This is a genomic window from Oscillibacter sp. UBA6647, assembly GCA_002455655.1.
Classification (GTDB): domain Bacteria; phylum Bacillota; class Clostridia; order Oscillospirales; family Oscillospiraceae; genus Oscillibacter.
Genome location: DKLF01000098.1, coordinates 1 through 14,778 on the forward strand (window position 1 = coordinate 1; position 14,778 = coordinate 14,778).

The window sequence follows — 14,778 nt, forward strand, 5'->3', positions numbered from 1 at the left end:
TCTTCCATTGAGTACTCTCTTTCTCCATATTGAAAAAACCGCCCCGCAGGGGCGGGCGGCCCATCGGGGCCGAGGGATGGCAGCGCGCCGGAACGGCAGACCGCCGCCCTACGAAAAACGGCGCGGCCATCAGCCGCGCCGCAATCTGCGCAAATGCATTCAGTTTAAGGGTCGGGGGAATCCAGCGTGTACATGGGCGGCGCTTACTTTTTCAATTCGCCGGTGGCGGACGCAGTGAGATAGGCGTTGATAAACCCGTCAATGTCGCCGTCCATCACGCCATTGATATTGCTTGTCTCAAAACCTGTGCGGGTGTCCTTGGCCATGGTGTAGGGCATAAAGACATAGGAGCGGATCTGGCTGCCCCACTCAATCTTCATCTGCACGCCCTTAATGTCCGAAATCTTCTCCGCGTGCTGCTGGGCCTTCAGCTCCAAAAGCTTTGCCCGCAGCATCTTCATACAGTTATCCTTGTTTTGAAACTGGCTGCGCTCCGTTTGGCAGGAGACGATCACCCCCGTGGGCAAGTGAATCAGGCGCACGGCGGAAGAGGTTTTGTTAATGTGCTGCCCGCCGGCGCCGGAGGCGCGGTAGACCTGCATCTCGATGTCCTCGGGGCGAATCTCCACCTCCGCGTCGTCCGGGAGGTCGGGCATGACCTCCAGCGCGGCGAAAGAGGTCTGTCGGCGGGCGTTTGCGTCGAAGGGAGAAACCCGCACCAGACGGTGCACCCCATGCTCGCTTTTCAAAAAGCCGTAGGCATTTTCACCCTCGATGGAAATGGTGGCGGATTTGATACCCGCCTCCTCGCCGTCTTCAAAATCCAGAATCTGATATTTGAAGTCGTGGCGCTCGGCCCAGCGGGTGTACATCCGATAGAGCATCCCGGTCCAGTCCTGCGCCTCGGTGCCGCCCGCTCCGGCGTGGAAGGACAAAATGGCGCTGCAACTGTCATACTCGCCGGAGAGGAGAGTGGAGAGCCGCTGCTCGGAAATTTCCTCCTCCAGCCGGGCAAAGCCTGTCTTCAGCTCATCCAGAAGGGATGCGTCGTCCTCCTCCTGCCCCATTTCGCACAGGGTTTTTAAGTCCTCCAGCTCGCCGACCATTTTCTCATACCGGCCCAGCTTGCTCTGCAAGCGCTTGAGCTGCTGCTGCACCTTCTGCGAGCGCTCCAAATCGTTCCAAAACTCCGGCTCGCCGGTCTGGGCCTCCAGGCTGTCGGCCTCCCGTCTGGCGGAATCGATATCCAGCGCCGCGCCCAGCTTTTCAAGCTCCGGCCCAAGAGCGCTCAGCCGCTGCTTATATTCGTCATATTCGATCAAAGCCATGATTGATTCTCCATTTCGCGTATTTCATCAGCCAAAACATTATATAGGAGTTTTCCCCGTTTGTAAAGGAAAACAGCGGCGGAACCGTCACAATTCCGCCGCCGCCATCCTCTTGCCGCCCTGCGTTATCGCGTGTCTTTTTTGTTGGAGGTCCGTCCCAGAATGTAATCGACACTTACATCATAAAAATCTGCCAGAGCGCACAAGACCTGTGGGGGAACCATCCGCTGTCCGCTCTCATAATAAGCATAAGTACGCTGGGGGATATTAACGGCCTTGCCCACGCGTTCCTGCGTCAGGTCCGCGTCCTCGCGCAGACTTCGTATTCTTTCGTATCGCTCCAAGTTTATCACCTTGTCCAGTATAGCTAAGAACAATTTGTTCTATTGATTTTTTGAATATTTTGTTCTAAACTATATAAAGCTGGGAGGTGTGTTTATGCCGGATTATAAGGAACTGTATTTTAAGCTGTTCCGGGCTTCGGAGGAGGCTGTCAATCGTCTGATTGCCGTGCAGCAGGAATGTGAGGAGCTGTACCTCAGCCAAGACGAACGGGAAGGGGCGATAGAGTCCCCGACACAGGGAAAAGCGAGAAGCGCGGAGGCGGAGTAATTCCGCATCCGCGCCTTGCCGGCTGCGCAAAATCAGCAGCCTTTTGAAAAAAGCCGCGCTTATTTCCCCACTTCAATCAAGGACCGCGCCCCCAGCAGCGCAAGCCCGCTGATAAAAATTGCCGCGCCAGAGATCATCAGCAGCCATTCGATTTTCACCATGTCGCCCAAGGGGCCGAATACGGCCATGCCCAGCGGCATCGCAAGCCCGCTGAACATCATCATCACGCTGAACACCCGGCCCATTTTGTCCGGGTCGATATTGCTTTGCAGCAGTGTCATGCTGGGCGAGTTGTACAGAGGGACTGTCGCACCGCACAACAGCATAACGCCGAGGTATATCCAGAAATTCGGGATCACACCCAAAAGGACGCTGGTAAGCCCGAACAGCACGCAGGCGAGAATCATCGTGTGGGCCTTGTTTTTAAAGCCGCCCCATGCGGAAATCACCACGCCTCCCAAAATCGCGCCCGCCGAAAACACAAGCTCGATGGCGGTGAGCCGCCATACGTCGTCCCCAAAAGTGCGTGCCGCCTGAAGGGGCGTGAGCAGCGCGGAGGGAGACACAAAAAAGGAAAAAAACGCGCCGTAGACAATGATCAGCTTCAGCCAAGCCTGAGAATTGATATACCGCAGGCCCTCCCGCAATTCGTGGACATAAGCCCTGATGCCGCGCTGAACCTCTCCCACGCGGGGAATGCCGGACACCTTGACGAAAAGAAACACGATGGCAATGCCGATAGCCGCGGTGATTACATCAATGAAGAAAATATACCCAATGGGCATCAGTGACAACAGCGCCCCGGCAGCCATGGGTGAGACAAACATATTCAGAGACTGAATGGAGCTTTGGATGCCGTTAAACCGCTGCAAGCTTTCCAAGGGTACCATTTGGGGGATCATGGCGGACACGGCGGGCTGCTGAATTCCTTGCCCAAGGGACCGGGCCGCCACCACGATGAGCATCAGCCATATGCTTCTGTGGCCGGAAAGGTATGCCAGCGCCAGGCCCAGCGTAATCAAAGCGATGCACCCATCGGAAATGACAATCAGATATTTGCGGTTGTATCTGTCGGCCCAAACGCCGGCAAAAGGGGAAATCAGCGTCATGGGCAGCAGTGCCGCGCAGGTGAACAGCGTCATGATTACGCCGGATTTCGTCTCCAGCGTGATCTGCCAGGTGATGGCGTGCTGCACCAGCATCGAGCCGAACATGGACACGAACTGTCCTGCCATATAAAGCGTTACATTGCGCTTCCAGCCGGTCATGCGAGAGCCTCCTCTGTATTATCGGTTGGGGGGAGAAAATTTGGCCGGGCCTTGTTTGTTGTACAGTTCCTAACTGACTGGGATTTGACAACCTTCTGTTAAAATTTTTCTGCGTTTTGGGAATGCGCATGTGCAAGCGGGGTTTGGCGTTATCCAAGCGGTTTGCGCAGAATACAGCAAACCCCCTGAAAGTATTGGCTTTCAGGGGGTTTTTTGTGGCGGAGAAGGAGGGATTCGAACCCTCGAAACCCGTTAAGGTTTACATGATTTCCAATCATGCGCCCTCGACCAACTAGGCGACTTCTCCATAGCTGCTCGGAAAAACTGAGCGATATACAATTACTGCCGTGGGACAGCTTTATCATTATACCAAAACATGTCGGAATGTCAAGAAAAAAGTTTTGCACATTTAGCGCCGTGAAATTGGGAACCCCTTCTCTCCCAATCCGGATGCGGGGAAAGGGCGGGAGCCTTGACTCCCGCCCTTTTTTCAGCGCATGGTGGAAACCAGATGATCCACGGTGTGATCCACGGCGACGCCCAGCTTTTGAATACATTTACCCACCTGAGTTTTCATGGTCCGCTTTCCGTGGGGCATCATCATTCCAACCAGAGCGCCCGCAGCCATTCCGGCGCCCATGCCGAACCAAAACCCGGCATTGTTCCTCATATTTCGTCACTCCTTTTGCGGTCTGAAGCTAGTATGGCGCGTAAAGCGCGTCTTATGCCAGAAATTGATTTGCCAAATACCACCTGCTTCGATATAATAAAAAAGAAATAATAATTGAAAGAAGAGAGGACTTGACATGACCGTTTTGTATCTGATCCGCCATGCCGAAGCGGAGGGAAACCTCTATCGAATCGCGCAGGGCCAGTGTGACAGCATCATCACCGACCGGGGTTATCAGCAGATAGCCGCCTTGGCGGAGCGGTTTCGTGATGAGAAAATTGACGCGGTGTATTCCAGTGACCTGACTCGCACCCGCATCACCGCCGGGGCCATTGCCAACACGAAGAGCCTGCCCATTCAAACCCGACGGGACCTGCGGGAAATCTGCGTGGGTAAATGGGAGGAAAAGACCTGGGGCGAAATCGGCATTGAGGCGGCAGAGCAACTGGCGCTGTTTACTTCCCGGCCAGACCTGTGGCAGGTGGAGGGCGGCGAGAGCATGGCCGCCGTCCGGGATCGGATGCTGGCGGCGCTCCGGGATATCGGCGAGAAGAATCCCGGCAAAACCGTGGCGGTGTTTTCCCATGGCTGCGCCATTCGGCTGACCATAGGGGAGATTGAGGGCTGCGGACTGCATGAGATTGGAAAGACGCCCCACGGCGACAATACCGCAGTTTCCAAAATTGAATATGAAAACGGGAAATTCCGCCTGCTTTACCGGGATGACAACAGCCACGTAAAGGCCCTGTCCACCTTTGCAAAGCAGCACTGGTGGAAGCACCCCAACGGCGTGGAGCCGGGGCTGTATTTCCGTCCCTTGGAGTTACCCGGACAGGCCGCGCTGCTGACGGACTGCGTGGAAAGGGGCTGGACGGTAGCGGGAGAGATACGGGAATTCAGCCCGGAGGTGCTTTTGCGGGAAGCGGCGGAGCGACCCACCATCGCCGCCTATATGGAAGGCGCACCCGCCGGGATTCTGCAATTGAATCCTGAAAAGGAGGCGGAGGAGAAGGCTGGCTGGATTTCCCTTTACTGCATGGCGGAAGGCTGCCGGTCCAGAGGGCTTGGCATTCAGCTTTTGGGGCAGGCCGTTTTGCGCTACCGGGCTATGGGGCGGGAAAAGCTGCGGCTCTCTCTGCGCCGGGGAAACGAGGCTGCTTTGCGCTTCTTCTCTCAGTATGGATTTTCTCCCGTGGACCCGGCGGCGGAGCCGTTGGTGCTGGAAAAGGACATCCAATCCCGGGAGTGGACGCCGGAGCCGGTTTGACACAGCGGCGTGGTCTTCTAAAAATTCTGAATGGTATTTCGGGCGGAAACCGCATATCCTGATAGACAAGACCCCGCACCGACGCGGGGCGGGAAGGGACGGGCGCGCCGTGAATTTGGCTGTCATTGTATTGCTGTTCTCAGTGGGACTTTTGCTGATCGTCAAGGGCGGAGACTGGTTTTTGGACGGGGCGGTGTGGATTGCGGAAACCTCGGGCATCCCGCATTTTATTGTGGGAGCCACCGTGGTATCCGTTGCCACCACGCTGCCGGAGCTGACGGTGTCCGTCACCGGCGTGCTGCGAGGAGAAATTGATTTGGCAATGGGCAACGCGGTAGGCTCCGTCACCGCAAATCTGGGGCTGATTTTGGGCATCTCCGTGCTGTGCATTCCTTCCGTCGTGGACCGGCAGTTTGCCCCCAAGGCGATTTTGATGATCTGCGGGGCGGCACTGCTGACCATTTTGTGCCGAAACGGGAGCCTGACACTGCTTTCCGCGCTGCTGCTGTTTCTGATTTTTGCCCTGTACCTTTGGAGCAATCTCCGCGACGCAGGACGGGGTATGGCGGCGGAGCGGAAAAGCCGGGCCCATCGGGGCCGCATCTCACGGCAAAAAATGCTTTCAAAGCTTGGAATGTTTTTCTTGGGCCTTGCAGGAATTATCGGCGGCTCCCGCCTGCTGATTGATTATGGCAGCGAGTTGGCCCTTCGGCTGGGCGTGCCCGCCGGAGTGATCGGAGTGACGCTGGTGGCGGTGGGAACGTCGCTTCCGGAGCTTGTAACTACACTTACCGCCATTGCAAAAAAAGAGACGGCGATGTCCATCGGAAACATCGTGGGCGCCAACGTAATTGATCTGACGTTGGTGCTGCCGGTGTGCGCCGTCGTATCCGGCGGGCGGCTGGACATCGGTTCTCAGACCACCGCGCTGGATCTGCCCATGTGCTTGGGAGTGTGCGCGCTTGCCATGCTGCCGCCTCTTGCTGTGGGCCGGTTTTATCGTTGGCAGGGGTTTTTGCTGCTGGGGGTGTACGCCGCGTATCTTGCAGTTTTGATGACGTGAGGGCGCGCCGGGAAATTTAGAAAAAATTTCCCGGCGCACTTTCAATTCTGTGTGTTCCCGCGCTGCCGCGCCCTCTGTCCCACCGGGGGCAAAGAATTTGCCGCGGAGCAATGCGCCGGAAGTGTTAGCGGAACGCTGCGCCGGGGGTTACGGCATTTTCGCCGTCCAGCAGAAAGCCGTCCCGGTCATTTACGCGGGCGTTGCGAAGCATCTGTTCATAGGTGGTGCTGCGAATCGCGCCGCTGCCAGTTCTGGTTCCGTTGTTTACAATTGCGGATTCGGGCGCGCCTACGCCGTCGTTTTCAAGGCCCAGCATCGCGTTGTCCGCGGCTCCGGCAGCCGTGCCGCTGGCGCCGTTTTCAATGCGCCGCTGGTCTTTATTTTTTACCACGGCGGTTCCGGTGGCAGAACCCGCGCCGGAACCCGTGCCGGAGCCTGTATTGTTGTCAGTGGTGGATTGATTGGGAGTGCTATTGTTGGGCGTGTTGTTTTTGTCAGTGCCGCAGGCCGTTAAACTCAGGGCCATCAAAGCGGTGAGCAAAAACGCAAATGTCCTTTTCAAGTCGTTTCCTCCTTTGTGTGGACTTTATTACATTGCGATACCCTGAGTTAGTATGGTAAGTTTATCGCGAAACAACCGTGGTAGTTTTTTGCAAAACAAGGTAAAAAAAGTAACAATTTAAAAAAACTGCTTGCATTCTTTTAAGACGCATATTATCATATAAGTAGAAATCATTACTGGATAGGTTCTGAAAGGAGGCCCCATGCAGCCGCAGCGATATTCGCTTCAAAGAGAGAAAATTTACGCGGTCGTGCGGGAGAGCATGGATCATCCCACGGCAGAGATGGTGTTTGCCTGGCTGAAGCCGGAAATTCCCAGGCTGAGCCTGGGCACTGTCTATCGCAATCTTCACCGGATGGCGGAGGAGGGGCGGCTGCAGGAGTTGCCCGGTCCCATCGTCCGGTTTGACGGGGATACGACGCCCCACGCGCATTTTACCTGTCTTACCTGCGGCGCTGTAAGCGATGCCGCAGGCTCCTATGATCCCGGTCTGGATGCAGCGGCGTGCAAAAAAGGTTTTCGGGCCATACGCCACGCACTCATGTTTTACGGGACCTGCCCCCGATGCGGGCAGAGCGCACGAAAAGAGGATTGCTGAGTGCTGCCGGAGATCTTCGGCATGATCGTTGTGTTCATTCCCCCGGACACCCATTTGCCCGGCGGAATGCTTGCAGAAAACGGAAAAGTCACAAGTCAGCCACGGCGGCGGCGCAGAGTGCGCCGCCGCCTGAGATAGAATGTTTGAAAGGGGAATATTATCATGGAACTGAAGGGAAGCAAGACGGAAGCAAATCTGTGGACTGCGTTTGCGGGGGAAAGCCAGGCCCGCAATAAGTACGACTACTATGCGGGCAAAGCGCGCAAGGAGGGCTTCGAGCAGATCGCGGCCATTTTCGAGGAGACGGCCCTGAACGAGAAGGAGCACGCCAAGCTGTGGTTCAAGGCACTGGATGGCATCGGCTCCACCGATGAAAATCTGGTGGCCGCCGCCGCGGGCGAGAACTACGAGTGGACAAACATGTACGCCGAAATGGCCCGCACCGCCGAGGAAGAGGGCTTTTTGGCGCTGGCTGCCCAGTTTGAAGGCGTGGCGAAAATTGAGAAGACCCATGAGGAGCGCTATCTGAAGCTGCTGGAAAACCTGAAAAATGGCGAGGTTTTTAAAAAGGGCGAGAAGGTCATGTGGTTCTGCCGCAACTGCGGCCATGTGGAGATCGCCGAGAACGCGCCTCAGGTGTGCCCTGTGTGCAACCACCCTCGGAGCTATTTTCAGGTGAAGGCTCTTAATTATTAAGGTTACATTTGCCGCCGGGGCCACCGCTTTTGCGGCGGCCCCGGCTTTCCCTGTCTGACGGACAGAAAAAGCCATAAAAATCCGCCGTTTTTTGGGAAAAGCAAATTGCGCACAAGTGAAGTGGGGGACGATCCTGATAAGTTTGTGGAAACAGACAAAAACCACGTCAATTCTCCCTGTGTATTTTTGAAATGTTTGTATAAAAGCCTGTTGACGTTTTTGTAAAAAACGGATATGATATAAGGACATAATGACATGGTATGCGGAGTTTTAATACGGCGATAGGGAAAAGGAGTGCTGCATATGTATACACAGGAGATCACGGTCAATAACGAGGTGGGTCTTCACGCGCGGCCCGCGACGTTCTTTATCCAAAAGGCAAATGAGTTCAAAAGTGGAATCTGGGTGGAGAAGGAAGACCGCCGGGTAAACGCGAAGAGCCTTCTGGGTGTGCTGTCCCTGGGCATTGTTATGGGGACCAAAATCACGCTGATTGCCGACGGAAGCGACGAGAAGGAAGCCGTCGCCGCATTGGCGGAGCTGATCGAAAACAACTTTGGCGAATAACTCTTTCACCCGCGCTTAAAATCTCCCCGGAGAGAAAAGAGAAAAAGAGGCGGCCGCGCCTCTTTCACCCCGCGGTAACGCGGGGTTTTCTTTTTTATGTGGAAACGAGAGGAGGGAGTACGTGACAAAAGACGAGCTGAGAGAAAAGGCCGGGAATCTGCCCCTGAAGCCCGGCGTCTATCTGATGATGGACAAAACCGGTAAGGTGATCTACGTGGGTAAGGCGAAAAAGCTGAAAAACCGCGTTAGCCAGTATTTTCAGGACAGCGCGTCCCATACGGTGAAGACCCGCAAAATGGTGTCCGAGGTGGACCGGTTTGACACCATCTTTGTTTCCAGCGAGTGGGAAGCGCTGGTGCTGGAAAACTCCCTCATCAAGCGGCACATGCCGCAGTACAACATTTTGCTGAAGGACGACAAGGGCTATCCCTTTGTGCGGCTGTCCAAGGAGACGTATCCCCGGTTTTCCATGGTCCACCGCGTAGCCGCCGACGCGGCGCGGTATTTCGGCCCCTTCGGGGGCAGATTTGAAACGCGGCAGGCGCTGGACGCGGTGTGCGCCGCGCTGAAGCTGCCCACCTGCCGCCGGAAATTTCCGCAGGACATCGGCGTGGGGAGGCCGTGTTTGAACTATCACATGGGCCGGTGCGACGGATGGTGCCGTCCCGGTCTGTCGGAAAAGGATTATCAAAGCCGCATGGCCCAGGCGGCGGCGCTGCTGGAGGGGAAATCCAAACAGCTTTTGCGGGAGATGACGGAGGAGATGGAAGCGGAAGCGGAAGACCTTCGCTTTGAGCGGGCCGCAGTCCTCCGGGATCGGATTAACGCCATCGGCGCGCTGGCGAAAAAGCAGACGGTTATCGCGGGTCTTTGCGCCGACACGGATATATGGGGCATCTACAAGGGGGCCAAGTGCTGCTATGCCATCCTCCACATGGAGGACGGAAACCTTGCGGGCCGGGAGACAGAGCTGTTTATCGCCCCAGTGGACGAGGACGAGGGGGAAATGCTCGCCGCCCTTGCCGCCCAGTATTACCTGCCCCGGTCGCTGCTGCCCCACGAAATTCTGCTCCCTGCGGACGCGGGAAACTGCGAGGAGCTGTCTGAAGCGCTGTCCCGCCGGGCGGGCCGCAAGGTCTGGGTTCATGTTCCTCAGCGAGGGGAGAAGGCGGGTCTTTTGGAAATGGCCCGGCAGAACGCCGCCGAGGAGGCGAAGCGAGCCACCACGCGAGAGGAGCGCAGCAGTCAGGTGCTGGCCCTTTTGACGAAAATGACGGGCCTGCCCCGCCCGCCGGAGCGGATGGAATCCTATGATATCTCCAACACCGGCTCCAGCGAAATTGTCGCCTCCATGGTGGTTTACGGTGGGGACAGGCCCCTGAAAAGCGCTTACCGCCGGTTTCAGATCAAGGATGTGTCCGGACACCCGGACGATTATGCTTCCATGCGGGAGGTGCTGCGCCGCAGACTTCAGCGGGCTGCGGACGGTGACGAAAAGTTTTTGCCCCTGCCGGATGTGTTTTTAATTGACGGCGGCGAGGTCCACGCCAAAACGGCGCTGGAGGTGACCCGGACCTTTGGTCTGGACATCCCCATTTTCGGCATGGTGAAGGACGACCGCCACCGCACCCGGGCGCTGGTGACCCCGGAGGGGTTGGAAATCGGCATTCAGGCGAATCAGGCGGTGTTTGCCCTGATCGGGCAGATTCAGGAGGAGACGCACCGCTTTGCCATCACCTATAACCGGGAGAGCCACCGGAAAAATGCACTGCGCTCTGCGCTGGACGAGATTCCCGGCGTGGGTCCCAAGCGGCGGGAAACCCTGCGAAAGCATTTCGGAACTGTCAAGGCCATTCGCGCCGCCACGGAAGAAGAGCTTGCGGCGGTGGTAGGGCCTGCTGCGGCGAAAGGGGCGTACCGCCATCTCCATGAAAAAGATGCTCCCGCTATCGCCGGCGAATCGGCAAAGCAGGACGGCTGACGTGAGGTATTAAAAAATGGAGCCGCTCCGATAAAGCGGCACACAAAAAGGACCTCCAAGCGCCCGGAGAGCGCTTGGAGGTCCTTTTTAAGCACGATAAAAAACGCAGAAGGCTCAATGCCTGAAAAACAGCTTGCGCAGCCGATATTGCCACAGCAGCGTCATTTGCCCCAAAGCCCGGTCCAACAGAAAAAACGTCAGATTTGCGCCCAGAAGAAACGCCACCCACAGGGGCCATGCGTAGCCCGCAAGCTCTTCGTTCAGCACATCCAGCCCCACCGCCCGCAGCAGAAAATACAAAACGGCCACGGCGGAGTTGAATACCGCCAGCTTGCAGAGTAAACGCACAAAGCGAAGCCGCAGCCGGTTCAGCGTGGGACGCAAAACCGGATAGTGCCCCAAAAGAAGATAGACCAGCGCGGATTCCTTGTCCGGCGCCAGCAGCAGGGCTAGTATCGCTGTCACACCGTAGACGCTCAGAGCGGGCCGGGGTCCGCGCTCGGAAAGCACCGGCAGCAAGGCCAGCATTGCCAAAAGCGGAGCGCAGTATGTGGCCCCGGGAATCATGCATCCCAGAAGCAGCAGCACGATCCCAAGGGCCGCGGCTACACCGCACAGGGCGATTTCATGACTTTGCCGCCCCATCAGCGTATGTCCTTGTACTTGAGCTTGTAATAGCTCCAGCATCGCCACTTAGAGAGCAACTCCTGCCCGCTTTGATCCAGCGCATCCAGCGTGGTCACGCTTCCGTCGGGCAGAACTGCGGTCCCCTTCTGAATCACGGGATATTCCCGGCGCAGCTCGCTCATAAACCGGAACCAGGGGGTTTTTGCGGCATGCCCCGTCAGCTCCAGCACCGTCGTGCCCAGAAAGGAGGCGCTGATGGTCCCGTCCGTCGGAAGGTCCAGCGCGGCGACGGTTGCGTCCCAATCCAAAGCCTGAGCGGCCACGTCGTTGGCCCAGATGACATAGGGCGTTTCATAGGATTTCAAAAAGCCCGCCGACCCGTTCTCCTCCGGGGTCAGATTCATGCCAAGCTCCTTATAGGCAAGTTGGTTGTCTCCCAGATAGGGCAGGTGGTCGCCCCAGAAGACCAGCACCACCGGCTCTTCACTGGCGGTAAAATACTCCGTCAGGCGGCCTAGCATGGCATCTGCGTCCCGGGCGCCCTCAATATAGACAGAAAGAAGCATCCGGGCCTCGGCAGAGAGGTCGGCCGTGGTCTGCACCTGCGGAAAGGCGTGCCCCGGGCCGTATTTGTCAGCGGTGTAGGACATGTGGTTTTGGATGGTGGTGGTGTAGTTAAACAGGGGCTTTCCGGCAGATATGGCGGTTTCGAATTTTTTTTCGATCAAACCAGCCGTATAGTCATCCGTGACCCAGCGGCCCTTGTACTGAATCTCCGGCATATCCTCCGCAAACTCAATTTCCTCCGCACCGAAAAAATCGTAGACATTTTCCCGGTTATAGAACCACGCATCCCCGGGGTGGAGGAAGGAGGTGGCGTAGCCGTCCGCGTCAAAGACGCGGTACAGGCTGTCCAGCTTGCGGTTCACTGCCCGGAAGGCGGAGGTGGTGGTGGCAGAAAGGGCGTTGGTCTGCATGCCTGTCAGCACGTCAAATTCGGTGTTGGCCGTGCCGCCTGCGAAGCCGGGGACCACCACATGACCGGAGATAGCGTGAGCACTTTCCCGAATTGCGTGGAGATTTTTCAGGGGGTTTTCCTTTTCCGTATAGGTAAACATGGGTTGGTCCGTCACGTCGGAAAACGCCTCGTTCATCACCATGATGACGTTTACCGGCGCGCCCTGTCCGGGAGCCTGTCCGCCGCTGTCCCACTCCTCCGCAGCCGCCCGGCTGAAGCCCGCCGGCTTATCCACGGTGTAGGTGGTGAAATGGTGGGTGAAGCAATAGGGGAATCCCAGATCATTAAACACGGAGGGAACGTAATAGGGATTGGAGGCGGGAAAAGCGTTGTAAAGGGAGGTGGAAGCATAGACCGTAAAAATCAGGTACACCAGAAGGCTTATAGTGACCACCGCACCCGAAAGACGCAGAAGAAAACGCGTCCAGATGGGTCGCCCCGGAGACAGCGGCCTGCCTCGGAAAAAAACGCCCAGAGCCACCAGCAAAGCGCAGCTTATAACCACAGCGGCAATCGCGGGCCATGGAAAGCGGATGGCGTAGGAACCGGCGGCGCTGGTTGCCTCCTTTAAAAGGCCCAGATCCCGGGGAAACAGCGGCTCATTGCGGACTTCAATTTTAATGCGGTTGGCAATGGAGAGAATGCCGCAAAGGGTCCCCACCAGCGCCGCGGAAAAAAATACGTTTGCAAACAGCATGGCGAAGGCCACAATCAAAAGCCCGATGGGCAGGGCGTTCAGCACGATGAGCAGCGGCTCCGTCAAAAAAAGAGAAAGGGCGGAGCGCAGGCTGTTCGGCTGAATCCACAGGCAGAGCAGTGTGTAAAACCCCGTCAGCAGTACCGCCAGCAAAAATGTCAGCGGCAGACCCATGCCACGGGCGGGAAGGGGCTTTGTATGTTTTCTCATAGATAGTATGATAATCCTTTCCTCGCAATTTAAAATTCTTTTCCATTATAAAGCTTTTTAAAAAAAAAGCAAGAAAAGGCATTCCCGGCTTGTTCAAAAGAGAGAAAAGCGCCCCGCCAAAAGGCGGGGCGCTTGGAAGTTACTGCGCTTGGTCCTCGTGATCCACATTCAGGCCCATCATATCGTCTACAGGGACGGAGAGAAGAATCCCCCGCGCCTCGGATTTAATGCCGGCCTCGGTGTTGATAGCCTGCATAATGGTGTGTTTGTCCTTGCGGCTGCAAAGAATGCACACAATGCTCTTTTCGGCCTTGATGGACACGCCCAGAAGCTTTTCCGCTTCTTCATAGCCCACGCCGCGCCCATCGATGATGGTCCCGCCCATGGCGCCCACGGAGCGGGCGGCACTCATGATCTTATCGGTGTAGCCACGGTTTACAATGGCAACCACCAGCTCGTATTTCGAGCCGCCGCAGCCCTCCTGCTTTCCGGTGTTCTGATCCAATTCGTTATCCTCCTCCCGCAGCAGCATCTGAGAAAACAGGCTGCTGATTCCAGACAGTGGAATCGTAAACACAATTCCGCGTCCCGGCTTGTGAAGCTGCATTTGCTGTGCGATTTCTTTGACGGTGGAGGGAAGCCGTTCCCTCGGGCCCATAGTAATCACGAAGTCTTTTTCTGTTTTTCCAAGCCCCAGATAATCCAGCATCTCGGAATTTGCGGTTCCCATGCCAAAGCAGAGGATATGGTAATACAGATGATGCCCGCGGCAGATTTCGGCGACCTTTTCACCCTTGCCCCGATCCACGATGGTGACCATCAGCTTGATAATCCGGTTGCAGTCATTGTTCAATTGTCTCGCCCTCCTCTCCGTATTCTCCGGGCTCGTATTCTATAATCGTATCCTCCTGAGAGAACACAGCGTCGGCTTCTGCGCGCAGCGCAGACGAGCGCATCCGCATCTGATACACAAATCCCAAAACCTGAATCGTAATCAGCGGGGTCATGGCAACCATTGCCACGATACCGAACGCGTCGGTCATAATGTTTCCGCCAAAGGCTTCCGCCGCTCCGATGGCAAAAGGAAGCACAAAGGTAGCCGTCATGGGTCCGCTGGCCACGCCGCCGCTGTCGAAGGCAATGCCGGTAAAAATCTTTGGCACAAAAAACGACAGGACAATGGAAATGACGTAGCCCGGAATCAGGAACCACATAATCGAGATGCCCGTCAGCACGCGGATCATGCCAAACGCCAGAGACATGGCCACGCCGATGGAAAGGCTTAGCTGCATGGCGCTCTGGGAAATCGAGCCCTGAGTGACCTCCTCTACCTGCTTGTTCAGCACGTGAATGGCGGGCTCCGCCGCCACAATGAAATAGCCGATAATCATGCCCAGAGGAATCAGCGCCCAATTGAAGGACGTCTTGGCCATTTCTGAACCGATATAGTATCCCACGGGCATAAAACCCACGTTTGCCCCTGTCAAAAACAAGACAAGGCCGATAAACGTATAGAGAAGACCCACAAGAATCTTCACCATCTGGCGCTTGTTGTATCTGCGGGAAATGGCCTGAAAAGCCAGGAAAAACAGCAGAATGGGACCAAAGGCCTTG

General features: G+C 56.4%; 16 protein-coding genes and 1 tRNA gene. 7 read left to right on the forward strand and 10 right to left on the reverse strand.

Translation table 11 applies throughout. The features are described from left to right. Positions 1–203: 203 nt before the first annotated feature. Both prfB and B2W96_RS07460 read right to left on the reverse strand, forming a co-directional pair. Entirely contained in the window at positions 204–1,328 is a 1,125-nt protein-coding gene (gene prfB / locus B2W96_RS07455; RefSeq protein ID WP_293009659.1) for a peptide chain release factor 2, read from the reverse strand. A 125-nt stretch (positions 1,329–1,453) separates the two neighbouring features. After that, positions 1,454–1,672, reverse strand: coding sequence for a helix-turn-helix domain-containing protein (locus tag B2W96_RS07460; RefSeq protein WP_293009660.1), 219 nt, complete (start codon positions 1,670–1,672; stop codon positions 1,454–1,456). 94 nt (positions 1,673–1,766) lie between these two features. Between B2W96_RS07460 and B2W96_RS07465 the strand changes: the two genes are divergently transcribed. Further along, positions 1,767–1,940 (forward strand): hypothetical protein, encoded by a 174-nt coding sequence (locus B2W96_RS07465; protein WP_293009661.1) that lies wholly within the window; start codon positions 1,767–1,769, stop codon positions 1,938–1,940. Positions 1,941–1,999: 59 nt separating this feature from the next. On the opposite strand, the gene B2W96_RS07470 is transcribed toward B2W96_RS07465, so the two are convergent. The 3 genes from B2W96_RS07470 to B2W96_RS07480 form a co-directional block, all read right to left on the reverse strand. Beyond that, the gene (locus B2W96_RS07470; protein WP_293009662.1) at positions 2,000–3,208 is read right to left on the reverse strand and encodes an MFS transporter; all 1,209 of its coding nucleotides are present in this window, start codon (positions 3,206–3,208) and stop codon (positions 2,000–2,002) included. A gap of 216 nt (positions 3,209–3,424) precedes the next feature. Continuing rightward, positions 3,425–3,515, reverse strand: a tRNA-Ser gene (locus B2W96_RS07475). A 183-nt stretch (positions 3,516–3,698) separates the two neighbouring features. Beyond that, positions 3,699–3,878, reverse strand: a complete 180-nt coding sequence (locus B2W96_RS07480; protein WP_293009663.1) for a hypothetical protein — start codon at positions 3,876–3,878, stop codon at positions 3,699–3,701. Positions 3,879–4,014: 136 nt separating this feature from the next. On the opposite strand from B2W96_RS07480, the gene B2W96_RS07485 reads away from it, so the two are divergent. Beyond that, a complete protein-coding gene (locus B2W96_RS07485) occupies positions 4,015–5,145 on the forward strand; it encodes a bifunctional histidine phosphatase family protein/GNAT family N-acetyltransferase (protein ID WP_293009664.1) in 1,131 nt (376 codons plus the stop codon). A gap of 109 nt (positions 5,146–5,254) precedes the next feature. Further along, positions 5,255–6,208: a calcium/sodium antiporter gene (locus B2W96_RS07490; protein WP_293009665.1), complete on the forward strand. Its 954-nt coding sequence runs from the start codon at positions 5,255–5,257 to the stop codon at positions 6,206–6,208. 124 nt (positions 6,209–6,332) lie between these two features. Here the strand turns inward: B2W96_RS07490 and B2W96_RS07495 are convergent, their stop codons facing one another. Then, positions 6,333–6,770, reverse strand: coding sequence for a lipoprotein (locus tag B2W96_RS07495; protein WP_293009666.1), 438 nt, complete (start codon positions 6,768–6,770; stop codon positions 6,333–6,335). A gap of 202 nt (positions 6,771–6,972) precedes the next feature. Between B2W96_RS07495 and B2W96_RS07500 the strand changes: the two genes are divergently transcribed. From B2W96_RS07500 to uvrC, 4 genes are all read left to right on the forward strand, one after another. Continuing rightward, entirely contained in the window at positions 6,973–7,368 is a 396-nt protein-coding gene (locus B2W96_RS07500) for a Fur family transcriptional regulator (protein WP_293009667.1), read from the forward strand. A gap of 162 nt (positions 7,369–7,530) precedes the next feature. Continuing rightward, positions 7,531–8,064, forward strand: coding sequence for a rubrerythrin (gene rbr / locus B2W96_RS07505; RefSeq protein ID WP_293009668.1), 534 nt, complete (start codon positions 7,531–7,533; stop codon positions 8,062–8,064). Positions 8,065–8,367: 303 nt separating this feature from the next. Next, positions 8,368–8,631: an HPr family phosphocarrier protein gene (locus B2W96_RS07510; protein WP_293009669.1), complete on the forward strand. Its 264-nt coding sequence runs from the start codon at positions 8,368–8,370 to the stop codon at positions 8,629–8,631. A gap of 121 nt (positions 8,632–8,752) precedes the next feature. Then, on the forward strand, positions 8,753–10,612 hold the full coding sequence (gene uvrC, locus B2W96_RS07515) for an excinuclease ABC subunit UvrC (RefSeq protein ID WP_293009670.1): 1,860 nt from the start codon (positions 8,753–8,755) through the stop codon (positions 10,610–10,612). A gap of 114 nt (positions 10,613–10,726) precedes the next feature. On the opposite strand, the gene B2W96_RS07520 is transcribed toward uvrC, so the two are convergent. The 4 genes from B2W96_RS07520 to B2W96_RS07535 all read right to left on the reverse strand — a co-directional run. After that, complete coding sequence (locus B2W96_RS07520; RefSeq protein WP_293009671.1) at positions 10,727–11,257, reverse strand: hypothetical protein; 531 nt, start codon at positions 11,255–11,257, stop codon at positions 10,727–10,729. Further along, positions 11,257–13,164, reverse strand: a complete 1,908-nt coding sequence (locus B2W96_RS07525; protein WP_293009672.1) for an LTA synthase family protein — start codon at positions 13,162–13,164, stop codon at positions 11,257–11,259. The genes B2W96_RS07520 and B2W96_RS07525 overlap by 1 nt, the downstream gene beginning before the upstream one ends. A 139-nt stretch (positions 13,165–13,303) precedes the next feature. Continuing rightward, positions 13,304–14,017, reverse strand: coding sequence for a P-II family nitrogen regulator (locus B2W96_RS07530; protein ID WP_293009673.1), 714 nt, complete (start codon positions 14,015–14,017; stop codon positions 13,304–13,306). Continuing rightward, positions 14,007–14,778: DUF1538 domain-containing protein (locus B2W96_RS07535; RefSeq protein WP_293009674.1), on the reverse strand; the 772-nt coding region annotated here is incomplete at its 5' end. The genes B2W96_RS07530 and B2W96_RS07535, both read right to left, overlap by 11 nt.

Bases quoted from the DNA above. Each gene is read 5' to 3' on its own strand.
- prfB (WP_293009659.1), bottom strand. From the start codon at position 1,328: ATGGCTTTGATCGAATATGACGAATATAAGCAGCGGCTGAGCGCTCTT.
- B2W96_RS07465 (WP_293009661.1), top strand. From the start codon at position 1,767: ATGCCGGATTATAAGGAACTGTATTTTAAGCTGTTCCGGGCTTCGGAG.
- B2W96_RS07470 (WP_293009662.1), bottom strand. From the start codon at position 3,208: ATGACCGGCTGGAAGCGCAATGTAACGCTTTATATGGCAGGACAGTTC.
- B2W96_RS07480 (WP_293009663.1), bottom strand. From the start codon at position 3,878: ATGAGGAACAATGCCGGGTTTTGGTTCGGCATGGGCGCCGGAATGGCT.
- B2W96_RS07485 (WP_293009664.1), top strand. From the start codon at position 4,015: ATGACCGTTTTGTATCTGATCCGCCATGCCGAAGCGGAGGGAAACCTC.
- B2W96_RS07500 (WP_293009667.1), top strand. From the start codon at position 6,973: ATGCAGCCGCAGCGATATTCGCTTCAAAGAGAGAAAATTTACGCGGTC.
- rbr (WP_293009668.1), top strand. From the start codon at position 7,531: ATGGAACTGAAGGGAAGCAAGACGGAAGCAAATCTGTGGACTGCGTTT.
- B2W96_RS07510 (WP_293009669.1), top strand. From the start codon at position 8,368: ATGTATACACAGGAGATCACGGTCAATAACGAGGTGGGTCTTCACGCG.
- B2W96_RS07520 (WP_293009671.1), bottom strand. From the start codon at position 11,257: ATGGGGCGGCAAAGTCATGAAATCGCCCTGTGCGGTGTAGCCGCGGCC.
- B2W96_RS07525 (WP_293009672.1), bottom strand. From the start codon at position 13,164: ATGAGAAAACATACAAAGCCCCTTCCCGCCCGTGGCATGGGTCTGCCG.